Here is a 22438-nt window from a genome sequence, read left to right as displayed (position 1 = left end):
TGCGACATACAGACCCGGCACGATCCCGGGTCATGCCGGGAGACGCCAAACGCACTCGTCATTGGATTTCCGGAGCAAAAACATGGCTTTTCTTGCCGATGCCCTCTCACGTGTCAAACCTTCCGCGACGATCGCGGCAACGCAGAAGGCGCGCGAACTGAAAGCCCAGGGGCGGGACATCATCGGGCTGGGGGCCGGCGAGCCGGATTTCGACACGCCCGACAACATCAAGGCAGCAGCGGTCGAGGCGATCGAGCGCGGGGAAACGAAATACACGCCGGTGGCCGGTATTCCCGAATTGCGGCAGGCGATCAGTGCCAAGTTCAAGCGCGAAAACGGACTGGACTATGATCCTTCCCAGATCATTGTCGGGACCGGCGGCAAGCAGATCTTGTTCAATGCCTTCATGGCAACCCTGAATCCCGGCGACGAGGTGGTCATTCCCGCTCCGTTCTGGGTGAGCTATCCGGAAATGGTGGCGCTGTGCGGCGGCTCGGTGGTGGAAGTGCCGACCACGCTGGAGAACAGCTTCAAGGTGCAGGCGGATGATCTTGAACAGGCGATCACCGCCAAGACCAAGTGGCTGGTGTTCAACTCACCGTCCAACCCTTCGGGTGCGGCCTACAGCGAGGATGAGCTGCGGGCGCTGACTGATGTGCTGAAGCGCCACGAGCATGTCTGGATCCTGACGGACGACATGTATGAGCACCTGACCTACGATGATTTCGTCTTCAAGACGCCGGCGCAGATCGAGCCGTCGCTGAAAGAGCGGACACTGACGATGAACGGCGTGTCGAAAGCCTATGCGATGACCGGATGGCGGATCGGCTATGCCGGCGGACCGCAGAAGCTGATCAAGGCGATGGACACGATTCAGGGACAGCAGACGTCCGGCGCCGCTTCGATTTCCCAGTGGGCCGCCGTCGAGGCGCTGAACGGGCCACAGGATTTCATTGCGCGCAACAAGGCGATCTTCAAGGGGCGCCGTGATCTGGTGGTCTCGATGCTCAACCAGGCAAGCGGCATCACCTGCCCGGTGCCGGAGGGCGCCTTCTACGTCTATCCATCCTGTGCCGGCACGATCGGCAAGACGGCGCCGTCGGGCAAGGTCATCGAGACGGATGCAGATTTTGTCGCCGAGCTTCTGGAAAGCGAAGGCGTTGCCGTGGTGCAGGGCTCGGCATTCGGACTCGGTCCGAATTTCCGCATCTCCTACGCCACATCCGATGCGATACTGGAAGAAGCCTGCTCACGAATTCAGCGGTTCTGCGCAGCATTGCGCTAGGCAACGCTAGCGCGTGGCTTTGCCTGGCTATTCTCACCCGAATGTGAGGACGGGTGATTTTGCATCCGCTCCTGGTCCATTCTAGGCTTTCGTTTCTTTCAGAAGCGAATGGTCTTTGATATGCGCGCCTTCTTTTCTTCCGCCGACCCCTCGAAACCGTTATCGGCGCCGTCCCTGCAACAGCGGCCTGATTGGTTCATACCCGAACGGCAGGCGACGCCGGAATCTGTCTGGCTGAACCGGCGGGGCCTCATGAAGGGGCTCGGCGGGGCTGCGATCATGGCGGCGGCGAGCGGGGGAGCCGGCCGCGCAAATGCCGCCGAGGGGGTGGGCGGAGCAGCCGAGAAGACCGCCGATCTTTATCCGGCCGAGCGCAATGAAGCCTACAAGATCGAGCGCGAGCTGACGCCCGAGGAGGTCAATTCGAGCTACAACAACTTCTACGAATATGGCTCGCACAAGCAGATTGCCGCCGCGGCACGCCGAAACCTGGTGACCGACCCGTGGAGCATCACCATCGACGGGCTGGTGGACAACCCGGAGACGATCGCATTCGAGGATCTGGTGCGCGCCATGCCGCTCGAAGAACGCCTGTACCGGCTGCGCTGCGTCGAGGCCTGGTCAATGACTATCCCGTGGACCGGCTTTCCCTTGCGCGCTCTGCTGGCGCGCGTCTCGCCTCGGCCCGAGGCGCGCTATGTGCGCTTCGAGACTTTCGAGAACGCAAAGATGGCCTCGGGGCAACGACAGATCTGGTATCCGTGGCCCTATGTCGAGGGCGTGACCCTTGCCGAGGCACAGAACGATCTGTCGTTTCTTGTCACCGGGGCCTATGGCAAGCCGATCGGGGCCGAATACGGCGCGCCGATCCGGCTGGCCCTGCCATGGAAATACGGTTTCAAGTCAATCAAGTCGCTGGTGCGCATCAGTTTCACCGACGAGCGGCCGGTCAGTTTCTGGGAACAGATCAACGCCCGCGAATACGGGTTCTGGGCGAATGTCAATCCGGAGGTGGCGCATCCGCGCTGGAGCCAGGCCCGCGAACGGGTGCTGCACACGAGGGAAGAAGTGCCGACGCAATTGTTCAACGGCTATGGCGCCCAGGTGGCCGGTCTGTATGCCGGGCTCGAGAATGAGGCGCTGTATCGCTGAGCGGCGTGGCCGCCCGCCGCAGCGCTCAGGGGCGCGAGCCTGCAAGGTAAAGGCGGATGCGGCCTGAGATCACCCGATCCCACATTACCGGATAAAAAAAGGGCCCGGAGATAACTCACGGGCCCATAAGGTGTGAAGGTCAAAACCTCCAGAGGGGAACAGCTCATGCGGCGGCACTGGGAGGAGTGACCGCCAAAGGTGCATCAGCTGCAGGCGATATGATGATTTTATGTGCATAAGGCAAGTGCTACAGGTGCAATCCAGCTATGCGCCACTCGCATGTCTGCTGCTGAGCAGCCGCCCGGAGGCAATTTTCTGCCGCTTTTGCAGGCGTTCTGCCCGGAGTCAGGACCCTTAGTAATTCCAGTTTCGCGCCGTGTTGATGAGGAAATCGCGGAAGACCTTCAGTTTTGCGGCGTTGCGCATTTCCTCGGCGTAACAGAAATAAGTGTCAAAGGTCGGAAATTCCGCTGGAATCACCAGCTGCACGAGACCGGAGTCGCGGCTGACCATGTAGTCGGGCAGCATGGCGATGCCGGCGCCGTTCATCGTGGCGCGGCGAATGGCGGAAAGATTGTTGATCTGCAGGTGGGCGCGGCGCGGATCATCGGCAGAGCGCCCGGCGGTTTCGAGCCAGTTCATGTCGTGCAGATAGAGCGGCGCCTGCTCGCCGAAGGTGATCAGGCGATGCTGATCAAAATCATCGATCGAGGTCGGTTCGCCGTGGCGGGCGAGATAGGCCGGCGAAGCGTAGATGTGAAAATGAACCGTGAACAGCCGACGCTGGATCAGATCGGATTCATGCGGCCGGCGCAGGCGAATGGCACAGTCGGCCTGACGCATGTTGACGTCCAGTTCCTCGTTGTCGAGGATCATCTGCACCTGCATGTCCGGATGAAGCGACAGAAACTCCTGGACCTTCTCGGTCAGCCAGCCCTGGCCAAGGCCGACCGTGGTCGTGACACGCAGCTTGCCACTCGGTTTTTCGCGGGTTTCGGTCAGGCGGTTCTTGACGCTCTCGAGCTTCATCAGCACCTCATGGGCGGTCTGATAAAGCATTTCTCCCTGTTCGGTGAGTATCAGCCCGCGCGCATGGCGGTAGAACAGCTTGGTGTTGATCTCGGCTTCCAGGGCGCTGACCTGGCGGCTGATGGCCGATTGTGACAGGTGAAGGACCTCCGCGGCATGGGTGAAGGAGCCGGCTTCGGCGGCAGCGTGAAAGATCCGCAGCTTGTCCCAGTCGAGTTGCATGGCTCTCTCCCGGCCCGCGGGCCTTGCTTGGCGCCGCCGGCGGCGGTGCGATCCTTGCCGCTATTCGGCGGCCTCCGCCTGGGTGCCGATGCCGGCCAGGAAACGTTCCGCTTCCAGCGCCGCCATGCATCCCATGCCGGCCGCGGTAACAGCCTGCCGGTAGATGTCGTCGGTGACATCGCCGGCGGCAAAGACGCCGGGAATTTCGGTGGCGGCGGAATCCGGTGCGGTCCACAAATATCCATTGGGTTTGAGGCGCAGCTTGTCCTTGAACAGGCTGACCGCCGGCGCGTGGCCGATGGCGACGAAGACACCGTCAATTTCCATCTCCCGGGTTTCGCCGCTGGTGCGATCCTTGATGCGCACGGCGCGCACGGCGGGTGGCATGGCTCCGACCGGCTCGCCGCCGATATACTCGACCAGTTCACTGTTCCACAGGAATTCGACATTGGGCAGGGCGAAGAGCCGCTCCTGCAAGATCTTCTCCGAGCGCAGTTCATCGCGGCGATGCACCAGTGTCACCTTTTCAGCAAGGTTGGCCAGGTAGATCGCTTCCTCGACAGCGGTGTTGCCGCCGCCCACCACGATGACGTGCTTGCCGCGATAGAAGAATCCGTCGCAGGTGGCGCAGGCGGAAACTCCGAAACCCATGAAGTCCTTCTCGCCGGCAATGCCGAGCCATTTCGCCTGCGCGCCGGTGGCGATGATCAGCGCATCGCAGGTCCAGACAGCGCCGGAATCGGTGTTGACCGTGAAGGGTCGCCGATCGAGATCGACGGAGGTGACGAGATCGTTGACGATCTCGGCGCCGACATGTTCGGCCTGCTGGCGCATCTGCTCCATCATCCACGGACCCTGCACCGGGTCAGCGTAACCGGGATAATTCTCCACCTCGGTGGTGATCATCAATTGGCCACCCTGTTCCATGCCGGTGATGATCACCGGATTGAGAAGGGCGCGCGCTGCGTAAATCGCTGCAGTGTAGCCGGCTGGGCCGGAGCCGATGATGAGAACAGGGACGTGGCGTGCGGACATTGTATCTCTTCCTGCTTTCGCGGCGCCTCGTCGATGCGACCGCCTGCTTGCGCCGACGGAAAACCGATCGATCGGCGGATGAATTCTTATAGCGGAGCAAACCTGCAACTGTCTCGCCTCGAGGCAAGCGGAAGGCAAACAGGTCTGCCGAAGCTGTGCCTTAATCTATGAACTGGCGGGGGGTGGTTGCAAGGTGGGTCGCTGCAGCGGCGCGGCTTACGCACAGGACTTGCAGACCGGGCAAACCGGCGCCGGGTGGACAAGCCGCCGTAACGCGCAATATTGTTTCATACTGCCCGTGTTACGGCGCCACGAGGATCGTCCCATGTTCAAGGCTGAACTCGACCTGATCGACTTTCGCATTCTCAAGGAATTGCAGGCACATGGGCGCATGACCAATGTGGAATTGGCCAGCCGCGTCGGTATCTCGGCGCCGCCATGTCTGCGGCGGGTTCGCAAGCTGGAAGAGGCCGGAATCCTGAAAGGCTACCGCGCGCTGATCAATGCACCGATGCTTGGCTATGACCTCGTGGGGTTCTGCATGGTCGGATTGAAGCATCAGTCGGATGCCAACCTGAAGAGCTTCGCGGCGGCCACGCAACACTGGACCTTGGTGCGTGAAGCCTGGATGGTGTCGGGCGAAACGGACTTTCTGCTGCATTGCGTGGCGCGCAATCTCACGCATTTCCAGGATTTCGTCGTCGAGCAGCTGACGGCGGAGGAGAATGTTGACACGGTGCGAACGATGCTGACCATCCGCAAGGTGAAGGATGAGGGCCTGGTGGAGATCTCGACCGCTTCGCGCTGAGCGGGGCGGTGAGAGATGCGTCACCCGACGAGGTGTCGGTGCAGGACAATTTCGCGTTTTTCAGATCTGGTCAGCCGGGCGAGGCCCTGCATGGCTGGCGACGGCGCTCAGCACGTCGCGGGCGAAATCTCCGGGCGTGCCCGGCTGGTATTGCGCTTTTATCGTCTCGCGCAAGGCGGCGATGCGCTCGGGATGCAAAAAGAGCGGCTTGAGCATCTCGACCCAGGCGTCCGCCGTCTCGCCTTCCACCACCGGCATCAGTCCCTGGGAGGCTTCACGCAGGGATGGCGCCGCGGAATGGACGATCGGCAGACCATAGGCCAGACTCTCCGACACGCCGAGACCCCAGCCTTCATTGACGCTGGCAAACAGGCCGAGGCTGGCGTTGCGGTAGGCCCAGGCGAGCTGGTCATCCTGAATATCGGTGAGGACGTGCACCTTCGATCTGGTCTCCGGTGCGCCGTCGAGCAAAGAATCGATCTTCGGCATTATCTTGCCGGCGCGCCCGATCAGAACGAGGTCGGGAAGATCCTCCGCCGGCAGAAGCCGGTTCAGGCGGATCCAGGCGTCGACCAGCACATCCTGTCGCTTGTGCGGCGTGAGACTGGAGCAATAAAGAGCAAAACGGCGGTTTAGCAGGATCTCGATCGGTCGCGATGCCGCGTCGGAGGCGGCCAGTGAACTGCCGAGCGGGCAGACCTGAATGCGGTGCGCGACATTCTCATGGCCGCGGTCTCTGCTCAGGGCGACAATGTCGGTCTTGACGGCCTGAGAAATGGTCAGCATCGGATCATCGGTTGCCAGCCAGCGATTGATGAAGGCGTCCATCGTGGCGGCAAAGCGCGCCGAGACGAACTGCGGCTGGCGAATTGGGATGATGTCGTACACCAGATAGACCGGCTGTGCGCCCAGATGAACGGCAGCGCGGCGCGCCGCGTCATTGCGGGCAAATTCATGGGAAATGAGGATAGCCCGTGGTCCTTCGGAGCTGGCGGGCGCTGGCCCGTGCGCCTTGCCGGCAAGCCGGTGAGACAGCGCATACAGACGGCCATAAAGGCGGATCGCGGTCTTGACCGCAGTGTAGTGCAGCCCACCGCGGGTGCTGGCGCCGATATATTTCTGGGCGATCTGCCGGCCCAGCTCCTTGCCGCGGAATTGCAGCTGCAGACCGAGTTGGGAGGGAAGCTGCCCGGCGCGCAGCTCCGCAATCTGATTGAGCCGGCTGCCTTCCAGGATGCTGTCGAGATAGCTCCGGTGCGCGGGGGTCAGCGTGTGGTACCGGCCTTTCAGTCGGTCATAGGAAACCAAAGTGATATCGGCACGCTCCGCGGCCTGCCTGGCGATCGCAATCTCGACCCGCTGAATGCCGGTGGGGGGCTGATGTCCCCATTGCAGAATGCCGGACACATCCAGGAAGATGGCGGGCATGTCCGTGGCTGTGTCGCCGGCTTGCGTGGGCGTCGCATTGACATCGTCAATCGGCATCGGATCGCATCCCTGCCGAGACGGGCGGCTTTTCATCAGCATCCGGTGTTAGGGACACGGTGCGAAGATGGTCAAACAGCTGGCGTGCGAACTCGTCCGGTGCGCGTGGTCTGTAGTCTTGCGCGATCCGCGCCTTCAGGACGGCGATGCGCTCCGGATCCCTGAGATAAGGCCGGAGCGTGTCAGCCCAGCACTCAGGCGTATCCTCAGCCGGGCAGGGCATCAGATCCTGTGCTGCTTCGCGCAATGCCGGATGTGGCGAGTGGATGACCGGGAGCCCATAGGCCAGGCTTTCCGAAACCCCGAGGCCCCAACCCTCGAAGCTCGAGGCAAAGAGGCCGAGAGCGGCATTGCGATACGCCCATCTAAGGCCCGAATCGTCGACATCGTGCAGCAGCACGGTCCGGCGCCGGGCTGCGGGGTTCTCGTCCAGGGCTTTTGTCAGGCGTTCATAGGCCGTGTCACGCCGACCGATGAAGGCCAGATATGGAACCGCTTCCGGACCGAGCTCTGCAATCAGTTGCTCCCAGGCGGCAACAAGCACATGGTGGCTCTTCTTGGTCTCGATGGAAGAGCAGAACAGGGCGAACCGCTTGTTTTCCAGTTCGGCGATCGGCGTGGTGGCCGCGTCGTGGTTGACCGCGGAGGAACCGAGTTGAATGGCCTTGGCCCGGCGTCTGGACGGAGCATCACACGCATTTTTCTCGAAATCTTCGAGATCGGCACGCACAGTCTGGGAAATCGTTATGAGGATGTCCGAACGGGCGATCACGCGCCGGAGCAGATGGCCCATCATTTCCGTGCGGTGCCCCATGCTCAACTCGGGTTGGCGGACCGGCATGAGATCATAGATGAGGAAGGCTGGACGCACCGCCGGCGGCAGGCGGATATCGCCGCCGGTGCGGCGGGCCGTCTCGAAGCACAGCAGCGCCACGCCATCCTCTTCCGACCTCGCCGCCGCGGCGCGAAAGGGGAGGAGGGCAAGCAGCATCTGCAGCGCCTTATCGATCAGCAGAAGAAATCGGAAGACGGCTTTGAGCGTCTGATAGGCGGTTCCCTTTTGCTGGTTGCTGGCAAGGGCGATCCTGGCGAGTTCACGCGCCGTCTCATTGCGGATGACGGGTCGATTGAGAATGTAGTACTGCCATAACTGCCCAAGACGATCATTCAGGGATATGGCGTCCGGCCGCGGAGCGAGCAGTCCGCGCAGCTGGCTCAGGGCCGAGGGTCCGAGCGGCACAAGCCGAGGCGGTTTTCTGGTCACGTAGGCGGGCCGGACATCGGGATAGTCGGCAGCCGCATGCAGCAGGCTGCGTTCCACCCGCTGAATGCCTGTCGGCGGCGCCGGTCCCCACGCAATGAGTCCCGTCACGTCGAGATATATGCACCGTTTCATCGAAGCCCCTCGAAAAACAGGGTTGTTGAAGCGCTTGGCGACGGGGTTGTCAATGTGACCCGCTGTCTTGCAAAGGTTTTCCCGTGGCCTGACCGAAGACCGCGGTCGGCAGCGATCCGGCGGATGCCCCGGTGGCAAACAATGCATCCAGGCTGCTGGCGAGAGCCCTCGGAAATGCGTCGCAAATCTCGGCAAAACGGCGCATGGCGACGGCGCCCGTTTCCCGCATCTGAATCTCCGGCGCCTCGAGCAGGCGCAGTATCGTCGCTTCCAGGGCCGCGATATTGACGTGATAATCAATGCCAAGGTGTCGTGCGGCCGTCTTTTCGACCGGCACGAGATGCCCGCAATCAGCGTTGACGAGCTCATTCATCGGCGCGCCATCGGTGGTCACCACGACGCTGCCGCAGGACATCGCCTCGAGGATATAGTGGCCCCACCCTTCGGAACGGGATGGGCAGAGATGGATACCGCAGGCATTCTGCAACTGCCTCAGCGCCTCGTCGTCGATGTAGCCGGCCTCAATGCGGACATTGTCAGGGACCGATTTCGGAGCATTGGCCGCTTTCTGCACGATGACCAGCTCGGGCCATTCGGGATGGCGGGCCCAGAGCTTCAGCAGATCCTCGGTGCCCTTGACGGTGCTGCCGCCGGCAAGGTGAAAGAAGCGCCGCCAGTTCTTTTCGATCGAGGCATCCAGGCGGTCCGCGGAAGCGAAGCCGGCATTGACCGAGGGCTTTCCCAGACCGGCAAATATCTGCGCGGCGTGATTGCTCTTGGCGAGGACGAGATCGACCTGGCGCAGTCGCGGGATGTGGCGGGCCGGATAGCGCTCCTGGTTGGGAATCAGGAGGTTGAAGGCGCCGGAGCGGGTCCATGCGGGAAACACGCGTTCGAGATGGATGACGCAGTCAACCGCGTCCTGTCGCGTTTTCCAGCGCTCGAGCCAGTGGCCGCGCGGCGTGCGGATATCGACCGAGTAATCGGCCTGACGCAAGGCGGTGGCGACGATCCGGGCATCGCGGCTGAGGCCGTATGCATTGTCGCGGGCGATGACAAGCGCCGTTCTCATGCGCCGCTCCACAAGTGCTCGTAGACCTCTGCAAGGGCTTGCACTTCGCGTTCCAGGGCGTAGTGCTCACGGGCCCGCCGGAGGCCAGCCTCGGCATGTCTTGCTGCCAGGTCCGGCGCCCGCAGATAGGTGGAAATGGCCGCGGTCAGCGCAGCCCCGTCTCCGGCGCCGACGACGAAGCCGGTTTCGCCTTCGGCAACCAGGTCCCGGTAGGCGCCCGCGTCGCTGGCGACCACGGCGGTCTGCGACGCCATCGCTTCGAGCGGCGTCAGGCCGAAGCCTTCATTGCGCGACGGGGCGACACAGACGCTGATGCGCCGGTACCACGGCTTGATGTCCGGCACCTCGCCCATGAACACAATGCGCTCGGCCAGACCGGCGGCGTCGATCCTGTGCTGCAGTGTTTCGGCGAAACGGCGATGATCGGAGGTCACACGTCCGAAGATCGCCGCCGTCCACTCCGGATGGTGCGGCAGCAGTTCGATCATCGCATCAACAAACAGATCCGTGCCCTTCTGGGGGCGGATTCGGCCGAAACATCCAATGCCATGGGTGCCCGGCAGTCCACTGGAGCTCCAGTCGCGCTCTTCCTCCGAGGGCGGATGAAAACGCTCGAGGTCGATGCCGTGGGGGACGATCCGATGCGGAAGCGAAAGAAAGGAGGCGGAGCGTGAGCTGGTGGTGACAATCGCATCCATGTGGCGCATCAGCCAACGCGTATAGGCGGTATGGGATCTTTGTGCGGCGGAGGTGAAGACCAGCTTGACGGGCGCGCGCAGAACCTGGCGGAGGACGAGACCGGCCAGCATCTCGGTGTTGCGGCGGGCGTGCCAGACGCGTACCGGCCGCCTGCGCGGGCGGCTGAGCAGACGCGGCAGATCCCTGAGCCGCAATTTCGGAACGTGCGGCGGCAGACCCGGGCCGAGAGCGCACACCACGGTGCCGAGCCGGCGTTGCTCGGGAACGATCTGGATGATGACCGAGGTCACTCCGGACAGCCGCTTCTTGAAATTCGGAGCGATGACCTCGATCTCCGCCATCTCGATGCGATCCGTCATCGCTCTCCCGTCCGGCAGCGCGTGAACTGCGTCAGCCTTTTCATGCGGCGGGGTGCCGTGCCGGATGACCGGTACCCCATTTTCTCGCGCGGTCTGGCGTCTCATGAGCGCCGATCGATAGCAGCGCTGTCAGCGCCAGGTGATCTCCAGGATTTCGTAGGCCTTCGAGCCGCCAGGCGCGACAACTTCGACAGAATCGCCAGTTGCCTTGCCGATCAGCGCACGTGAAATTGGCGAGGATATGGAGATGCGTCCGGATTTGACGTCGGCCTCCTGATCGCCAACGATCTGGTAGATCTTTTCCTCGTCGGTGTCCTCGTCGACCAGACGGATGGTGGCACCGAACTTGACCGTGTCACCGGAAAGCTTGGCCGGATCGATCAGTTCGGCGCGATTGACGACGTCTTCCAACTCGCCGATGCGGCCCTCATTCAGGCTCTGCGCTTCCTTAGCCGCATGATATTCGGCATTTTCGGAGAGGTCGCCATGCGCCCGGGCCTCGGAGATCGCCTCGATGATGCGCGGCCGCTCTTCCTGCTGACGCCAGCGGAGTTCTTCCTGCAATTTGGCAAAACCGGCCTTGGTCATCGGCACTTTTTCCACCATGTCGTCAATCCTTCTCAATCTTTCACGGCGCCAGATGGCGCGGTCGCCTGTCGATCGGGCGCAAAAGATGAACGGCTCGCGAAGCGGTCACCCCGGAGCCGTTCTCAACACTTTGACGACCGCCATAGCAAATTTAGCAAGGTACTTCACTGAAAATTTGCGCAATGCGGCGAAACGCCCCGTGATAGGCGTCGGGCCTCCTGACGCCGCAGGTTGTCCTAGCGCATTTCGGGGCACATCGAGCCATGCAAAGCCGACGGGGAGCCGCCCCCCAGGGCTTCAGTCTCGTCCCTCTTGGTTTCATTAAGGTAATGGGCTCGCCCGAAAGTGCCGGCTTGCCATCGCGTCACCGGTCACCAATTGGGTCACAGTGACCAATTGAAACAAGGATATCTCCATGCACAAGATTCTGGTTCTCGTCGGCTCGCTGCGCGCGGGATCGTACAATCGCAAACTGGCCGGCGCTCTCGAAAAGATTGCCGGTGACAAGATGAGCTTCACGTTTGCCGATCTTGGCGCCCTGCCGCACTATGACAACGATCTGTGGGAGCAGCCGCCGGAGACTGTCACCCGCTTCAAATCACAGATCGAGGCCGCAGACGGGATTCTGGTGGTGACGCCGGAATATAACCGCACCTATTCGCCGATCATCGGCAATGCGATCGCCTGGGGGTCACGGCCGCCTCGGGAAAGCGCCTGGACCAAGAAACCGGCGGCGATCGCCGGTACATCGCCGGGAGCGATCGGCACGGCGGCAGCGCAGGCCTTGCTGCGCTCGGTGCTCGTGCATGTCGATCTGAAGGTGATGGGCCAGCCGGAACTCTATCTGCAATTCAAGCAGGGCCTGATCGATGACGATTTGCAGGTCACGAATGAGGGCACGCGCGAATTCCTCGCGAGCTGGATCAACGCCTTTGACGCGTTCATCGGGCAATCCAAAAACTAAGGAGCTGGCTGAAAAGAGCTGGCGCGGACCGCCCGCCCGTCTGCTTTCGGGCCCCCGAGCAAATCTCCGCAGGATAAATCCCTGGTTTGTTGTTCAGGCAAGAAAAAGCCCCGCCTGGTGGCGGGGCTTTTCCGTTTCGCGTGCCAGCTGTGCCGGCGTCTTAGCGGTAGACGTAGACGATCTGACGATTGTCCGGCTGGACCAGAACGCGCTGACCGTTGACGTAGACGTAGCGGTATTCAGCCTGCGGAACCTCGTAGAGCTGAACTTCCGGCGGCAGCTGGGCGCCGACGACCACTTCACCTTCGAGATAGACCGGGTCGACCGGATTGCTTTCGACGTAGGTGGTTGTCGTGGCGCTCGGCGAAATGCTGGCGCCGATCACCGCGCCGGCCGCGCCGCCGACTGCAGCGCCGATGGGGCCGCCAATGAGCGCACCCGCAACAGCACCGCTGGCACCGCCGGCAACGGCGCCGCCGCTCGATTCATAGGTGACGGTCGGGACGCCAATTTGCTGGCGCTGTTCGTAGACCACAACGCGTTCACCCGACATATCGGTGGTCAGGTAATCGGAGTAGGCCCAGCCGGTCTGGCCATTGACGGTGACCTGGCACCATTTCGAATCTTCCAGGCAACCGTTCAAGGTGGCCTGTTGATCGACGCCGATCACGGTCTCGACCGGGTGCTGCGGGCCTGGTCCGGCCCGAACGTTGAGATCGGTGGTGGCGGTTACCGACATGGCGGCGAAAGCCGGAACGGCGATCAGGGACAGCGCCGAGGCGCTCAGAAGGGTCTTGATAGAAGTCATCAGAATGTCTCCATCTCGTTGTGAAAATTACCTAGCGGAACACACAACGGCGCCGGATTGCGCAAGTTCCGCGCGTCACGAAATGGTCGCGGGAATAACACATTCGTCACAATCTGCTGGCATCTCCGCGATCGCTCAGTCTTGGCCTTGCGGGTGGATTTCGGCTCACGGAAGCGAGTCAGGTTCTTGATGGTCTCGCCGCAGGCTCGGGCGTCGTTGCGCTCCCTGCGGCCGGGGGCCGGGTCGAAACGAATTCGTAGTCCCGGGGCAGGTTGACGGGCCGGTAATCGGGACAGTTTTCAAGCCTGAGACGTACCACCTCATGCAGTTTGGCACCTTCGGGAATACGGCGGTGATCGAACAGAGGCACATAAAAGTGCCCCAGCCTGGGCCGGCGGCGAAGCGCCGTTTTCGGGATCTTGCGGGGCAGGAACTCGACGGTCGCCCAAGCGAAGTTCATCGAATTGTTGATGGCGGCGAGAGGATCAGGAGGCGTATAGGCCTTGTGCGGGCGGTTAGCGGCGACGTCGAGCGCCACGCTCTCAGCTTCCGGCGATGCCTCCACCTCCGTGTCCTCGGTGGCAGAGTGGCTGCCGGTCCGGTCGGGCACCGGTTCCCCGAGCGCCAGCCGCTCAAAGACGGCTTCACGGCCCAGAATTCCCGCGGCGCTGGCCTCGCGATACAGCCACTCAAGCGGAATTTTCGCGAGGCCGCTCTCGGCTTCGGGGTTGCCGCCGCCGATATCCGTGTGACAGCCAGTGAACCAGACCTCTTCAAAATCCTGAGGCACCCGGGTGTAGCGGCGTTGTTGAGGCGACCACGCCTCGAAATGCTGCCCGGGCTCCCAGAGCGACGGCTGGAAATAGGTCCGTCGCTCGTCGATCGCCAGCGCATGACGGACCCTACGAACCCGCTCGTTGCGATTGGTGTAAGCCTTTTGGGTTGTCGTCAGCCAGGGAAACGAGGCCGTGTGATCGAAGATGGAGGCGACCGTGTCCCACAACCCGAGAAATTCAATGCGCACCGCACGCCCGCGCAGAACTTTCTGATAGTGGCTGATTTCGGTGGAAAAAGTCTGGCTTTCCGGCTGGCCGAGCCGGACATAAGCGCGCCACGCATAGCGCAAGAGATTGAGCTGCTCGGGCCGGATCAGACCGAAGATGCGCAAAAACCCGGCCAGCAACCGCGCCGTATAGGCACCGCGGGAGAACCCGATGAGGTAGATGCGATCATCCGGCTGCCAGTTTTCGACGAGAAACCGATATGCCCGCTCGACAATGTCACCGATGCCGGCACCGTTCGCCAATCCCAGAACGATCCGCGCCTTCGATTGCCATCGCCGCCACCAGCCGGAAAGACCAAAGCTGCCAACGCCCGGTTCGTAGAACACCACCTGGCGGGCGGAGCGCTCGAGGCTGCCATAGAGTCTGAGCACATTGGTGCGGTCACCGGAAATCTGGTTGGACGTGCCATCCAGCAGGATGACAATATTTCTGGGCACGACAATTCCTCCGCGCACGGCGGTGTCATGCTAGAGGAACGCCTCACGGCCTGCAACCTTTGGTAGGTCTCAGAAGTAATCCTGCAACGGTCGGACCTCGAGATTTCCGGCTTTCAGTGCTGCGATCGCCAAGGCGGCGGAATGGGCGCCCGCGAGGGTGGTGTAGTAGGGCACTTTCTGCATCAGTGCGGCGCGGCGCAGGGATTTGGAGTCGGAAATCGTCTTGGCGCCCTCGGTGGTGTTGATGACCAGTTGCACCTGACGATTGCGGATCGCGTCCTCGATGTGCGGGCGGCCTTCAAGCACCTTGTTGACCGTTTCGACGGCAAAGCCTTTCTCGGCAAGAAAGCGGGCCGTGCCGCGCGTTGCCATCAGACCGAAGCCGTCGTCGGCGAGGAGCCGGACGGTGGCCAACACGCGCTCCTTGTCCTCGTCCTTGACGGAGACGAAAACGGTGCCGGAGCGCGGCAGGTCGACACCGGCGCCGAGCTGGCTCTTGGCAAACGCCAGATCGTACTGTGTGTCGAGACCCATCACCTCGCCGGTCGAGCGCATTTCGGGACCGAGCAGCGTATCGACGCCCGGAAACTTGGCGAACGGGAACACGGCTTCCTTGACGGCGATGTGGTTGAGGGTGCGGTGGTCGGGCGTGTCGCCATAGGCGGCAAAGGCCGGTGCGAGTTTTTCGCCGGCCATGACGCGGGCGGCCACCTTGGCAATCGGCGCGCCGACGGTCTTGGCGACAAAGGGCACGGTGCGCGAGGCGCGCGGATTGACTTCGAGCACGTAGATGACATCGTCCTTGATGGCGAACTGAACGTTCATCAGGCCACCAACACGAAGGGCGCGCGCCATGGCGATGGTCTGCTCTTCAAGGCGTGTGACCATCTCCGCAGACAGGCTGTGAGCAGGCAGCGAACAGGCCGAATCGCCGGAGTGAATGCCCGCTTCCTCGATGTGCTCCATGATGCCTGCGACATGCACCGTCTCGCCGTCGCACAGACAGTCAACATCGACTTCGGTGGCGTTGGCGAGATAGCTGTCGAACAGAAGAGGATTGGAGCCGAGCAGGGTGTTGATCTGACCGGTCTTGTCGTTCGGGTAGCGCGCCTTGATATCCTCGGGCACCAGTTCGGGCACCGTTCCGAGCAAGTAGTTGGACAGGCCGGTCTCATCGCGGATGATCTGCATGGCGCGGCCGCCAAGCACGTAAGACGGCCGCACGACCAGCGGGAAGCCGATTTCGGCGGCTACGAGGCGGGCCTGTTCGACCGAGTGGGCAATGCCGTTTTTTGGCTGGGTGAGATCGAGCCGCATCAGAAGCTTCTGGAATCGGTCGCGGTCCTCGGCAAGGTCGATGGCGTCGGGGGCCGTTCCCAGGATCGGGATGCCGGCGCGTTCCAGTGCATCGGCGAGCTTGAGCGGGGTCTGGCCGCCGAACTGCACGATCACCCCGACCAGTTCACCCTTCGCCTGTTCGACCCGCAAGATCTCGAGCACGTCCTCGGCGGTCAGCGGCTCGAAATACAAACGGTCGGAAGTGTCGTAATCGGTCGAGACCGTTTCCGGATTGCAATTGATCATGATCGCTTCAAAGCCGGCATCCTTCAGGGCGAAGGCGGCGTGGCAGCAGCAATAGTCGAACTCGATGCCCTGACCGATGCGGTTCGGGCCGCCGCCGAGAATGACCACCTTGCGCCGGTCGGAGACCTCGGCCTCATCGGCGGGTGCGCCGAGAAAGGGCACTTCATAGGTTGAATACATATATGCGGTGGGCGACGCGAATTCAGCGGCGCAGGTGTCGATGCGCTTGTAGACCGGATGCACGCCAAGTTCGGCGCGCCTGGCGGCGATCGCGGCCAGGGACTGGCCGGTCAGGCTGGCCAGTCGCTGATCGGAAAAGCCGCTGGCTTTTACACGACGCAGATTATCGGCATCCTGCGGCAGGCCGTGCTCGCGCAGCCGCGCTTCAAGAGTGAGGATCTGGTCGATCTGCTCGAGAAACCACGGATCGATCCGGCAAATGGAATGAATCTCGGCAAGCGGCATGCCGAGCCGCATGGCCTGGGCGACCATGCGCAGCCGGTCCGGAGTCGGCGTGCCGATGGCCGCCTTGATGGCGTTGGAATCATCGCCTTCGCCGATGCCGGGGATCTCGATCTCATCAAGGCCGGTCAGGCCGGTCTCAAGTCCGCGCAGGGCCTTTTGCAGGGATTCGGCAAAGGTGCGCCCGATCGCCATAACCTCGCCGACCGATTTCATGGCGGTGGTCAGCACCGGATCGGCGCCGGGAAATTTCTCGAAGGCGAAACGCGGGATCTTGGTGACGACATAGTCGATCGACGGCTCGAAGGAGGCGGGTGTGGCGCCGCCGGTGATGTCATTGTCGAGCTCATCGAGGGTGTAGCCGACGGCCAGCTTGGCGGCGACCTTGGCAATCGGAAAGCCGGTGGCCTTGGAGGCGAGCGCCGAAGAGCGCGAGACGCGCGGGTTCATCTCGATGACGACAAGGCGGCCCGTCTTCGGATCGACGGCGAATTGCACATTCGAGCCGCCGGTCTCAACCCCGATCTCACGCAACACCGCGATCGAGGCGTTGCGCATGATCTGGTATTCCTTGTCGGTCAGCGTCAGGGCGGGCGCGACGGTGATCGAATCGCCGGTGTGGACGCCCATCGGATCGACATTCTCGATCGAGCAGATGATGATGCAGTTGTCGGCGCGATCGCGGACAACCTCCATCTCGTATTCCTTCCAGCCGAGAACACTTTCCTCGATCAGCACCTCGGTGGTCGGCGAGGCGTCCAGGCCGCGCTCGATGATGTCGAAGAATTCGGAGCGATTGTAGGCGATGCCGCCGCCGGTGCCGCCGAGGGTGAAGGACGGGCGGATAATGGCCGGCAGTCCGACTTCATCGATGGCGCGCGCGGCCAGCGCCATGGCGTGGTCCATGTAGCGCTGCTTGCGATCGCCCTCGCCAAGGTTCCACTGGTTCTCAAGGGCGTCGAGCGCCTTGTTGAGCGCCTCGCCGGATTCGGTTTCGCGCAGTTTGGCACGCTCGGCCTCATGGGTGCGCCGGTCGGCCTCCTTGATCTCGGTGGCATTGGCAAGGAATGATTTTGGCGTTTCAAGTCCGATGCGCGCCATCGCCTCGCGGAACAGCGAGCGATCCTCGGCCATGTCGATGGCATCGGGCTGGGCGCCGATCATCTCGACATTGTAGCGCTCGAGAACGCCCATGCGGCGCAGCGACAGCGCAGTGTTGAGGGCTGTCTGGCCGCCCATGGTCGGCAGCAGGGCGTCGGGCCGCTCCTTGGCGATGATCTTGGCGACGACTTCGGGCGTGATCGGCTCGATGTAGGTGGCATCGGCAAGGCCCGGATCGGTCATGATCGTCGCGGGGTTGGAATTAACCAGGATGACCCGGTAACCCTCTTCCTTCAGCGCCTTGCAGGCCTGGGTGCCTGAGTAGTCGAACTCGCAGGCCTGGCCGATCACGATCGGGCCGGCCCCGATGATCAGGATCGACTTGATGTCTGTGCGTTTGGGCATGGGAAAATCATCCGTCGTGCGGCCACGCGCAACCACACGGAAGAAGCCGCGCAGGTCGAGGCCGGGGGTGTCAGGCTAAGCCGGGCTTATAGGGGCAAGCCGGCCTTGATGGAACCCCGGAAATGGCCGCAGGCGGGATTTTCACTGCCTTCTGGGCATATTCCGGCAAGGTGCGCACCCGGCTCAGTGCCGTGCTGCGTTGCTGTGGTTCGCAGCGCCAACCATCCGGCGGGCGCCCGGTCGGCCCGCCGGGTCGCCAGCGGCGCGCAGCACCGCATCGAGAAAACCTGGGAAACGTCTGTCGAGCGCGCTGCGGCGGATGGTCACCCGCTTCGACGTGCCTATCGGTTCGATGCGGATGATCCCGGCCTCGCGCATCCGGCCGAGATGATAGGTCAGGTTGGATTTGGAACTGAGATGCACGAAATCGCCGCAGGTGAGCGATTGCGTCCGACAGGTGGCAAGCAGGCCGAGAATCGCCAGACGCGTCGGGTCGCCGAGCGTCGCCATGACAGTCGGCAATTCGATTTCGTCTTCCGGCGGATGATATTTCATGCCGGCAGAATACGGGCATTTCAGGGGCGTTCAAGAGGCGATCGGGGCCGATGTTGACACGGTTGGAGGCGCTGCCTAACGTTCAATGGATATTGAACAAAGAAAGCACATAGCTTGGACCGTCGTATTTCCGTGATCGGCCTCGGGGCGTTTGCCGTCAGCACCATCGCCTTCGTTTTTGCCGGTCTGTTGCCGCTGATTGCCAGCGACATCGGGGTGAGCGTGTCGCAGGCCGGCTATCTGGCCACCGCCTACGCCACGGCCTATGCGGTGCTGACGCCGGTGATGACGGCGCTGGGCGGACGGTTCAACCGGCGGCATGTCCTGGCTGCGGCGCTCGCTCTGTTCATCGCCGGGACAGTGCTGACAGCGGTCAGCACGACGATCGTCATGCTGGTCCTGGCGCAGATCGTCACCGGCATGGCGGCCGGGCTTTTTTCCGCCACCGGTCTGGCCGTTGCCGTGACGTTGTCAGCGCCGCAGCGGCGCGCGGCGGCAATTTCCATCGTGGTCGCCGGCACGACGCTCGCCGTCGCCGTCGGAGCGCCACTCGGCTCGCTGGTGGCGCATCTTCTCGGCTGGCGCATGGCGTTTGCGGCCATCGCCGCGATGGCGCTGTCCTGTCTGATCATTCTGTGGCTGCAACTGCCAAAAACCCTGCATGGCGCGCGGGTGCCGCTGAGAGAACGGCTGGCGGTGGTGCGGCGGCCGGGGATCGCGCGGCTGCTTTCGACCACCTTCTGCACGGTCAGCGGTGCCTTTGCGGTGGTGGTGTATATCGGGCCGATCGCGATCGAAGGTGTGCATTTCGCGCCCGACGTTCTGCCGTTTGTCCTGCTGGCCTACGGCATCGGCTCGATTTCCGGTAATATCATCAGCGGCCGGGTCGCCGACCGGATCGGAGCGCGGCGGGTGGTGATCGCTGCGCTGGCGTTGAGCATCGGCGTGGCGCTGGCACTGGCGATGGTTGTCGCCTTTCTTCCGCCGCGGGTGGCGCAGCCGGTCCTGCTGGTGCTCCTGTTTCTCTGGGGGCTGATCGGCTGGGCCTATTCGCCGGCGCAAACCACTCGTGTCGTGACCGCGGCTCCGGAAGCGGCGCATCTGTCGCTGGCGCTGCAGATGTCGATAACCTATCTGGCGATCGCGACGGGGACATTTCTGGGCGGCCGGGTGCTGGATAGTGCGCCGATCGCTGTCCTCGGGCTGGTGGCGGCAGTGCTGGCGGGACTGGCGCTCGTGCTGGTGGTCACGGAGCGCAGACCTGTTCCGGGCCTTGCGCCGGTGCGGCTTTAATGTCCTGGCACTAAGCGGCCTCATCGTGGAGGCTCTAAAGGCCGTTGATCCGAGCGAGAGCTGAAGCGTGCAACGCAGTCCACGCGCGAAACATTATAGGACTGGCACTCGGCGCCGATGACGTTAGGATCGCGCCACCCCATCAGGAGCGGAGCAGAGATATGAAGTGGAGAGGGCGCCGGCAAAGCCGCAATGTCGAGGATCGGCGTGGAGCCGGCGGGAGCCCATTTCGGCGTGGCGGGCTGCGTCTGCCGCGCGGCGGCGGGCTGCGATTGCCGGGCCGGGGCGGCGGCATCGGCCGGGGCGGAGGCGGCAGCATCCTGTTTCTGATCATCGCCGCCGTGGTGCTGTGGGCGCTCGGCATCAACCCGATGCAATTGCTCGGGGGCGGTGGTGTGGCGCCCACCAGCCCGCAGATTTCCAGTGGCCGCAATGACGAGATGAAGCAATTCGTCGCGACGGTGCTGGCGGAGACCGAGGATGTCTGGAACGGCATCATGAAAAGTGAGGGCGCCGACTATCCGGAGCCGACGCTCGTGCTGTTTTCCGGACAGGTGCAATCGGCCTGCGGCTTTGCCAGCGCCGCATCGGGACCGTTCTACTGCCCATCGGACCGGAAGGTCTATATCGATTTGAGCTTCTACAACGAACTGGCGCAGCGCTTCGGGGCTTCGGGCGATTTCGCGCAGGCCTATGTGCTGGCGCATGAGGTCGGCCATCACGTGCAGAACATCATAGGCGTCCTGCCGAAATTCAACGAAATGCGCCGCTCAATGAGTGAGACAGAAGAAAACCGCATGTCGGTGCGCGTCGAGTTGCAGGCTGATTGCTTTGCCGGGATATGGGGTTACTACACGGCGCAGAAGGGACTTCTCGAGCAGGGAGATCTGGCCGAGGCGCTGAATGCGGCACAGCAGATCGGAGACGATACGCTGCAGCGGCGCAGCCAGGGCTATGTCGTGCCGGAAAGTTTCAATCACGGCACCTCGGAGCAGCGCAAGGCCTGGTTCTCGCGCGGTTTCGAAAGTGGCCGCATGGCCGATTGCGATACGTTCAACAATCCCGTCTGATTGCCAAGGCTTTCGGGCCGGGCGCCTTAGCTGCTCGCCGGCGACTGGCAGTACTGGCGTGAGGCGGATCGATCAGCTAGACTTTGACAAAGCGCCAGTTGCGGGAAACCGTGACGGGCGCTTTTGGCGTTGGCGGGACGTGTACTGCGGGCGCAAGACGAGGGGGGAAGTGATGGACAGCCCGATTGGTGCAGGGGGAGCGGTCAAGCCGCGCATGAGCTGGGCTCAGCATGTGCGAATCACCCTGATGCTCGGTCTGCCACTGGCCGGGGCGCAACTGGCGCAGATGGCGATCAACATGACCGACGTCATCATGCTTGGCTGGTACGGCACCGACGATCTGGCGGCCGGCGTTCTCGGAACACAGGCGTTTCTATTGACCTTCATGTTTGGCAGCGGTTTTGCGCATGCGATCATTCCGATCGCCTCGCAGGCCGAAGGGCGGGGCGACATCCAGGGGGTGCGGCGCTCGGTGCGCATGGGCCTGTGGGTGACGGCCCTGTTCGGACTGGCCGTCATGCCGATGCTATGGCACATCGAGACGATCCTGTTGTGGCTGGGTCAGGAGCCGGACTTGGCGCAACTCGCCGGGGATTACATGCGCATCGCGCAATGGGGCCTGTTTCCGGCGCTCGGAACGCTGGCGCTGCGCGCTTTCTATTCGGCGGTGTCGCGCACGCAGATCATCCTCTGGGCGACACTGGTCGGCACGCTGAGCAATGCGCTGTTCAACTACATGTTCATTTTCGGGCGCCTGGGGGCGCCGGAACTCGGGGTCGAAGGCGCCGCCATCGCCTCTCTGATTTCGGCAACGCTGATCCTCCTGGTGCTGATCGGCTGGATCATCCGGCATGAACTGTTTGCCTCCTATGACCTGTTCGCACGGCTGTGGCGGCCGGACTGGGCGGCGTTCTTCGAAGTCTTGTGGCTCGGACTGCCGATCGCGCTGACGATCGTTGCCGAGACCAGCCTGTTCTTTGCCACGGCGGTGATGATGGGCTGGCTGGGCACGGTGCCGCTGGCCGCGCATGGGATCGCCATGCAACTGATCTCCATGTCGTTCATGGTTCCGCTCGGGCTTTCGGGCGCGGCCACGGTCCGCATCGGGCAGGCGATCGGGCGGCGCGATGGCGATCTCCTGTCGCGCGCGGCCATCGCTTCGATCGGCGTTGCTGGCGTGATCGCCATTCTGGCGGCGCTGATGTTCTTTCTTGTGCCGGAACCGCTGATCGGACTGTTTCTCGATTCTGGCAATCCGGAAGCGGCCCTGGTGCTGGCAACGGCCGTGCCGCTGCTGACCGTTGCGGCGGGTTTCCAGTTTTTCGATTCGATGCAGGTCACCGGCGCCGGCCTGCTGCGCGGATTGAAAGACACCAAGACACCGCTGGCGATGGCGGTGCTGAGCTACTGGGGCATCGGCATGCCGACCGCCTACCTGCTTGGAATCGTGGCCGGCTATGGCGGGGTCGGTATCTGGAGCGGCCTTGCGATCGGGCTTGCGATCGCTGCGGTGCTGCTCAATGGCCGGTTCTTTGCAAGGGTGCGGCAGCTCTCCTTCACATGAT

18 protein-coding genes are annotated in these 22438 nt (G+C 62.8%); 7 read left to right on the top strand and 11 right to left on the bottom strand.

Going from position 1 to position 22438, the window contains the following annotated elements; translation table 11 throughout:
• Positions 1-82 precede the first annotated feature (82 nt).
• Positions 83-1285 carry a pyridoxal phosphate-dependent aminotransferase gene (locus KY465_RS02180; protein ID WP_219157967.1) on the top strand — a complete coding sequence of 401 codons (1203 nt, stop codon included), beginning with the start codon at positions 83-85 and terminating at the stop codon, positions 1283-1285.
• A gap of 120 nt (positions 1286-1405) precedes the next feature.
• Positions 1406-2437: a protein-methionine-sulfoxide reductase catalytic subunit MsrP gene (msrP, locus tag KY465_RS02175; RefSeq protein WP_219200738.1), complete on the top strand. Its 1032-nt coding sequence runs from the start codon at positions 1406-1408 to the stop codon at positions 2435-2437.
• A gap of 354 nt (positions 2438-2791) precedes the next feature.
• On the opposite strand, the gene KY465_RS02170 is transcribed toward msrP, so the two are convergent.
• Positions 2792-3688, bottom strand: a complete 897-nt coding sequence (locus tag KY465_RS02170; RefSeq protein ID WP_219157964.1) for a LysR family transcriptional regulator — start codon at positions 3686-3688, stop codon at positions 2792-2794.
• A gap of 60 nt (positions 3689-3748) precedes the next feature.
• Positions 3749-4723, bottom strand: a complete 975-nt coding sequence (gene trxB, locus KY465_RS02165) for a thioredoxin-disulfide reductase (protein WP_219157962.1) — start codon at positions 4721-4723, stop codon at positions 3749-3751.
• Positions 4724-5048: 325 nt separating this feature from the next.
• Here trxB and KY465_RS02160 point away from each other — a divergent pair, with 325 nt between their 5' ends.
• Positions 5049-5531, top strand: coding sequence for an Lrp/AsnC family transcriptional regulator (locus tag KY465_RS02160; protein WP_219157960.1), 483 nt, complete (start codon positions 5049-5051; stop codon positions 5529-5531).
• A gap of 60 nt (positions 5532-5591) precedes the next feature.
• Here the strand turns inward: KY465_RS02160 and KY465_RS02155 are convergent, their stop codons facing one another.
• From KY465_RS02155 to greA, 5 genes are all read right to left on the bottom strand, one after another.
• Positions 5592-7016, bottom strand: coding sequence for a glycosyltransferase (locus KY465_RS02155; protein ID WP_219157958.1), 1425 nt, complete (start codon positions 7014-7016; stop codon positions 5592-5594).
• A complete protein-coding gene (locus KY465_RS02150) occupies positions 7006-8412 on the bottom strand; it encodes a glycosyltransferase (RefSeq protein ID WP_219157955.1) in 1407 nt (468 codons plus the stop codon). The genes KY465_RS02155 and KY465_RS02150 overlap by 11 nt, the downstream gene beginning before the upstream one ends.
• A gap of 49 nt (positions 8413-8461) precedes the next feature.
• Positions 8462-9484, bottom strand: coding sequence for a glycosyltransferase family 4 protein (locus tag KY465_RS02145; protein WP_219157953.1), 1023 nt, complete (start codon positions 9482-9484; stop codon positions 8462-8464).
• Positions 9481-10542, bottom strand: a complete 1062-nt coding sequence (locus KY465_RS02140; RefSeq protein ID WP_255561388.1) for a glycosyltransferase family 4 protein — start codon at positions 10540-10542, stop codon at positions 9481-9483. Before KY465_RS02140 ends, KY465_RS02145 begins: the two co-directional genes overlap by 4 nt.
• A 129-nt stretch (positions 10543-10671) precedes the next feature.
• Complete coding sequence (greA, locus tag KY465_RS02135) at positions 10672-11148, bottom strand: transcription elongation factor GreA (RefSeq protein ID WP_219157951.1); 477 nt, start codon at positions 11146-11148, stop codon at positions 10672-10674.
• A gap of 397 nt (positions 11149-11545) precedes the next feature.
• Here greA and KY465_RS02130 point away from each other — a divergent pair, with 397 nt between their 5' ends.
• Complete coding sequence (locus KY465_RS02130; protein ID WP_219157949.1) at positions 11546-12094, top strand: NADPH-dependent FMN reductase; 549 nt, start codon at positions 11546-11548, stop codon at positions 12092-12094.
• Positions 12095-12254: 160 nt separating this feature from the next.
• On the opposite strand, the gene KY465_RS02125 is transcribed toward KY465_RS02130, so the two are convergent.
• From KY465_RS02125 to KY465_RS02110, 4 genes are all read right to left on the bottom strand, one after another.
• Complete coding sequence (locus KY465_RS02125; protein WP_219157947.1) at positions 12255-12902, bottom strand: DUF1236 domain-containing protein; 648 nt, start codon at positions 12900-12902, stop codon at positions 12255-12257.
• A 178-nt stretch (positions 12903-13080) separates the two neighbouring features.
• Positions 13081-14403, bottom strand: a complete 1323-nt coding sequence (locus tag KY465_RS02120; RefSeq protein WP_219157945.1) for a T6SS phospholipase effector Tle1-like catalytic domain-containing protein — start codon at positions 14401-14403, stop codon at positions 13081-13083.
• A gap of 69 nt (positions 14404-14472) precedes the next feature.
• The gene (gene carB, locus KY465_RS02115; RefSeq protein ID WP_219157943.1) at positions 14473-17955 is read right to left on the bottom strand and encodes a carbamoyl-phosphate synthase large subunit; all 3483 of its coding nucleotides are present in this window, start codon (positions 17953-17955) and stop codon (positions 14473-14475) included.
• Positions 17956-18138: 183 nt separating this feature from the next.
• Entirely contained in the window at positions 18139-18510 is a 372-nt protein-coding gene (locus KY465_RS02110) for an ArsR/SmtB family transcription factor (RefSeq protein WP_219157935.1), read from the bottom strand.
• A 114-nt stretch (positions 18511-18624) separates the two neighbouring features.
• On the opposite strand from KY465_RS02110, the gene KY465_RS02105 reads away from it, so the two are divergent.
• The 3 genes from KY465_RS02105 (at position 18625) to KY465_RS02095 (ending at position 22437) form a co-directional block, all read left to right on the top strand.
• Positions 18625-19803 (top strand): MFS transporter, encoded by a 1179-nt coding sequence (locus KY465_RS02105; RefSeq protein ID WP_219157934.1) that lies wholly within the window; start codon positions 18625-18627, stop codon positions 19801-19803.
• Between the two features lie 161 nt (positions 19804-19964).
• Positions 19965-20873 (top strand): KPN_02809 family neutral zinc metallopeptidase, encoded by a 909-nt coding sequence (ypfJ, locus tag KY465_RS02100; protein WP_219157932.1) that lies wholly within the window; start codon positions 19965-19967, stop codon positions 20871-20873.
• A gap of 172 nt (positions 20874-21045) precedes the next feature.
• Positions 21046-22437 (top strand): MATE family efflux transporter, encoded by a 1392-nt coding sequence (locus KY465_RS02095; protein WP_219157930.1) that lies wholly within the window; start codon positions 21046-21048, stop codon positions 22435-22437.
• The last annotated feature ends 1 nt before the right edge of the window (position 22438 follow it).

This window comes from Neohoeflea coraliihabitans (assembly GCF_019334345.1).
GTDB classification, from domain to species: Bacteria; Pseudomonadota; Alphaproteobacteria; order Rhizobiales; family Rhizobiaceae; genus Pseudohoeflea; species Pseudohoeflea coraliihabitans.
The sequence above is the reverse complement of the archived record's forward strand: the minus strand, read 5'-3'. Positions and strand labels throughout refer to the sequence as shown.

What these genes read in the sequence shown, in the direction of transcription:
- KY465_RS02180 (WP_219157967.1), top strand. Translation starts at nt 83, where the DNA reads ATGGCTTTTCTTGCCGATGCCCTCTCACGTGTCAAACCTTCCGCGACG.
- msrP (WP_219200738.1), top strand. Translation starts at nt 1,406, where the DNA reads ATGCGCGCCTTCTTTTCTTCCGCCGACCCCTCGAAACCGTTATCGGCG.
- KY465_RS02170 (WP_219157964.1), bottom strand. Translation starts at nt 3,688, where the DNA reads ATGCAACTCGACTGGGACAAGCTGCGGATCTTTCACGCTGCCGCCGAA.
- trxB (WP_219157962.1), bottom strand. Translation starts at nt 4,723, where the DNA reads ATGTCCGCACGCCACGTCCCTGTTCTCATCATCGGCTCCGGCCCAGCC.
- KY465_RS02160 (WP_219157960.1), top strand. Translation starts at nt 5,049, where the DNA reads ATGTTCAAGGCTGAACTCGACCTGATCGACTTTCGCATTCTCAAGGAA.
- KY465_RS02155 (WP_219157958.1), bottom strand. Translation starts at nt 7,016, where the DNA reads ATGCCGATTGACGATGTCAATGCGACGCCCACGCAAGCCGGCGACACA.
- KY465_RS02150 (WP_219157955.1), bottom strand. Translation starts at nt 8,412, where the DNA reads ATGAAACGGTGCATATATCTCGACGTGACGGGACTCATTGCGTGGGGA.
- KY465_RS02145 (WP_219157953.1), bottom strand. Translation starts at nt 9,484, where the DNA reads ATGAGAACGGCGCTTGTCATCGCCCGCGACAATGCATACGGCCTCAGC.
- KY465_RS02140 (WP_255561388.1), bottom strand. Translation starts at nt 10,542, where the DNA reads ATGACGGATCGCATCGAGATGGCGGAGATCGAGGTCATCGCTCCGAAT.
- greA (WP_219157951.1), bottom strand. Translation starts at nt 11,148, where the DNA reads ATGGTGGAAAAAGTGCCGATGACCAAGGCCGGTTTTGCCAAATTGCAG.
- KY465_RS02130 (WP_219157949.1), top strand. Translation starts at nt 11,546, where the DNA reads ATGCACAAGATTCTGGTTCTCGTCGGCTCGCTGCGCGCGGGATCGTAC.
- KY465_RS02125 (WP_219157947.1), bottom strand. Translation starts at nt 12,902, where the DNA reads ATGACTTCTATCAAGACCCTTCTGAGCGCCTCGGCGCTGTCCCTGATC.
- carB (WP_219157943.1), bottom strand. Translation starts at nt 17,955, where the DNA reads ATGCCCAAACGCACAGACATCAAGTCGATCCTGATCATCGGGGCCGGC.
- KY465_RS02110 (WP_219157935.1), bottom strand. Translation starts at nt 18,510, where the DNA reads ATGAAATATCATCCGCCGGAAGACGAAATCGAATTGCCGACTGTCATG.
- ypfJ (WP_219157932.1), top strand. Translation starts at nt 19,965, where the DNA reads ATGAAGTGGAGAGGGCGCCGGCAAAGCCGCAATGTCGAGGATCGGCGT.
- KY465_RS02095 (WP_219157930.1), top strand. Translation starts at nt 21,046, where the DNA reads ATGGACAGCCCGATTGGTGCAGGGGGAGCGGTCAAGCCGCGCATGAGC.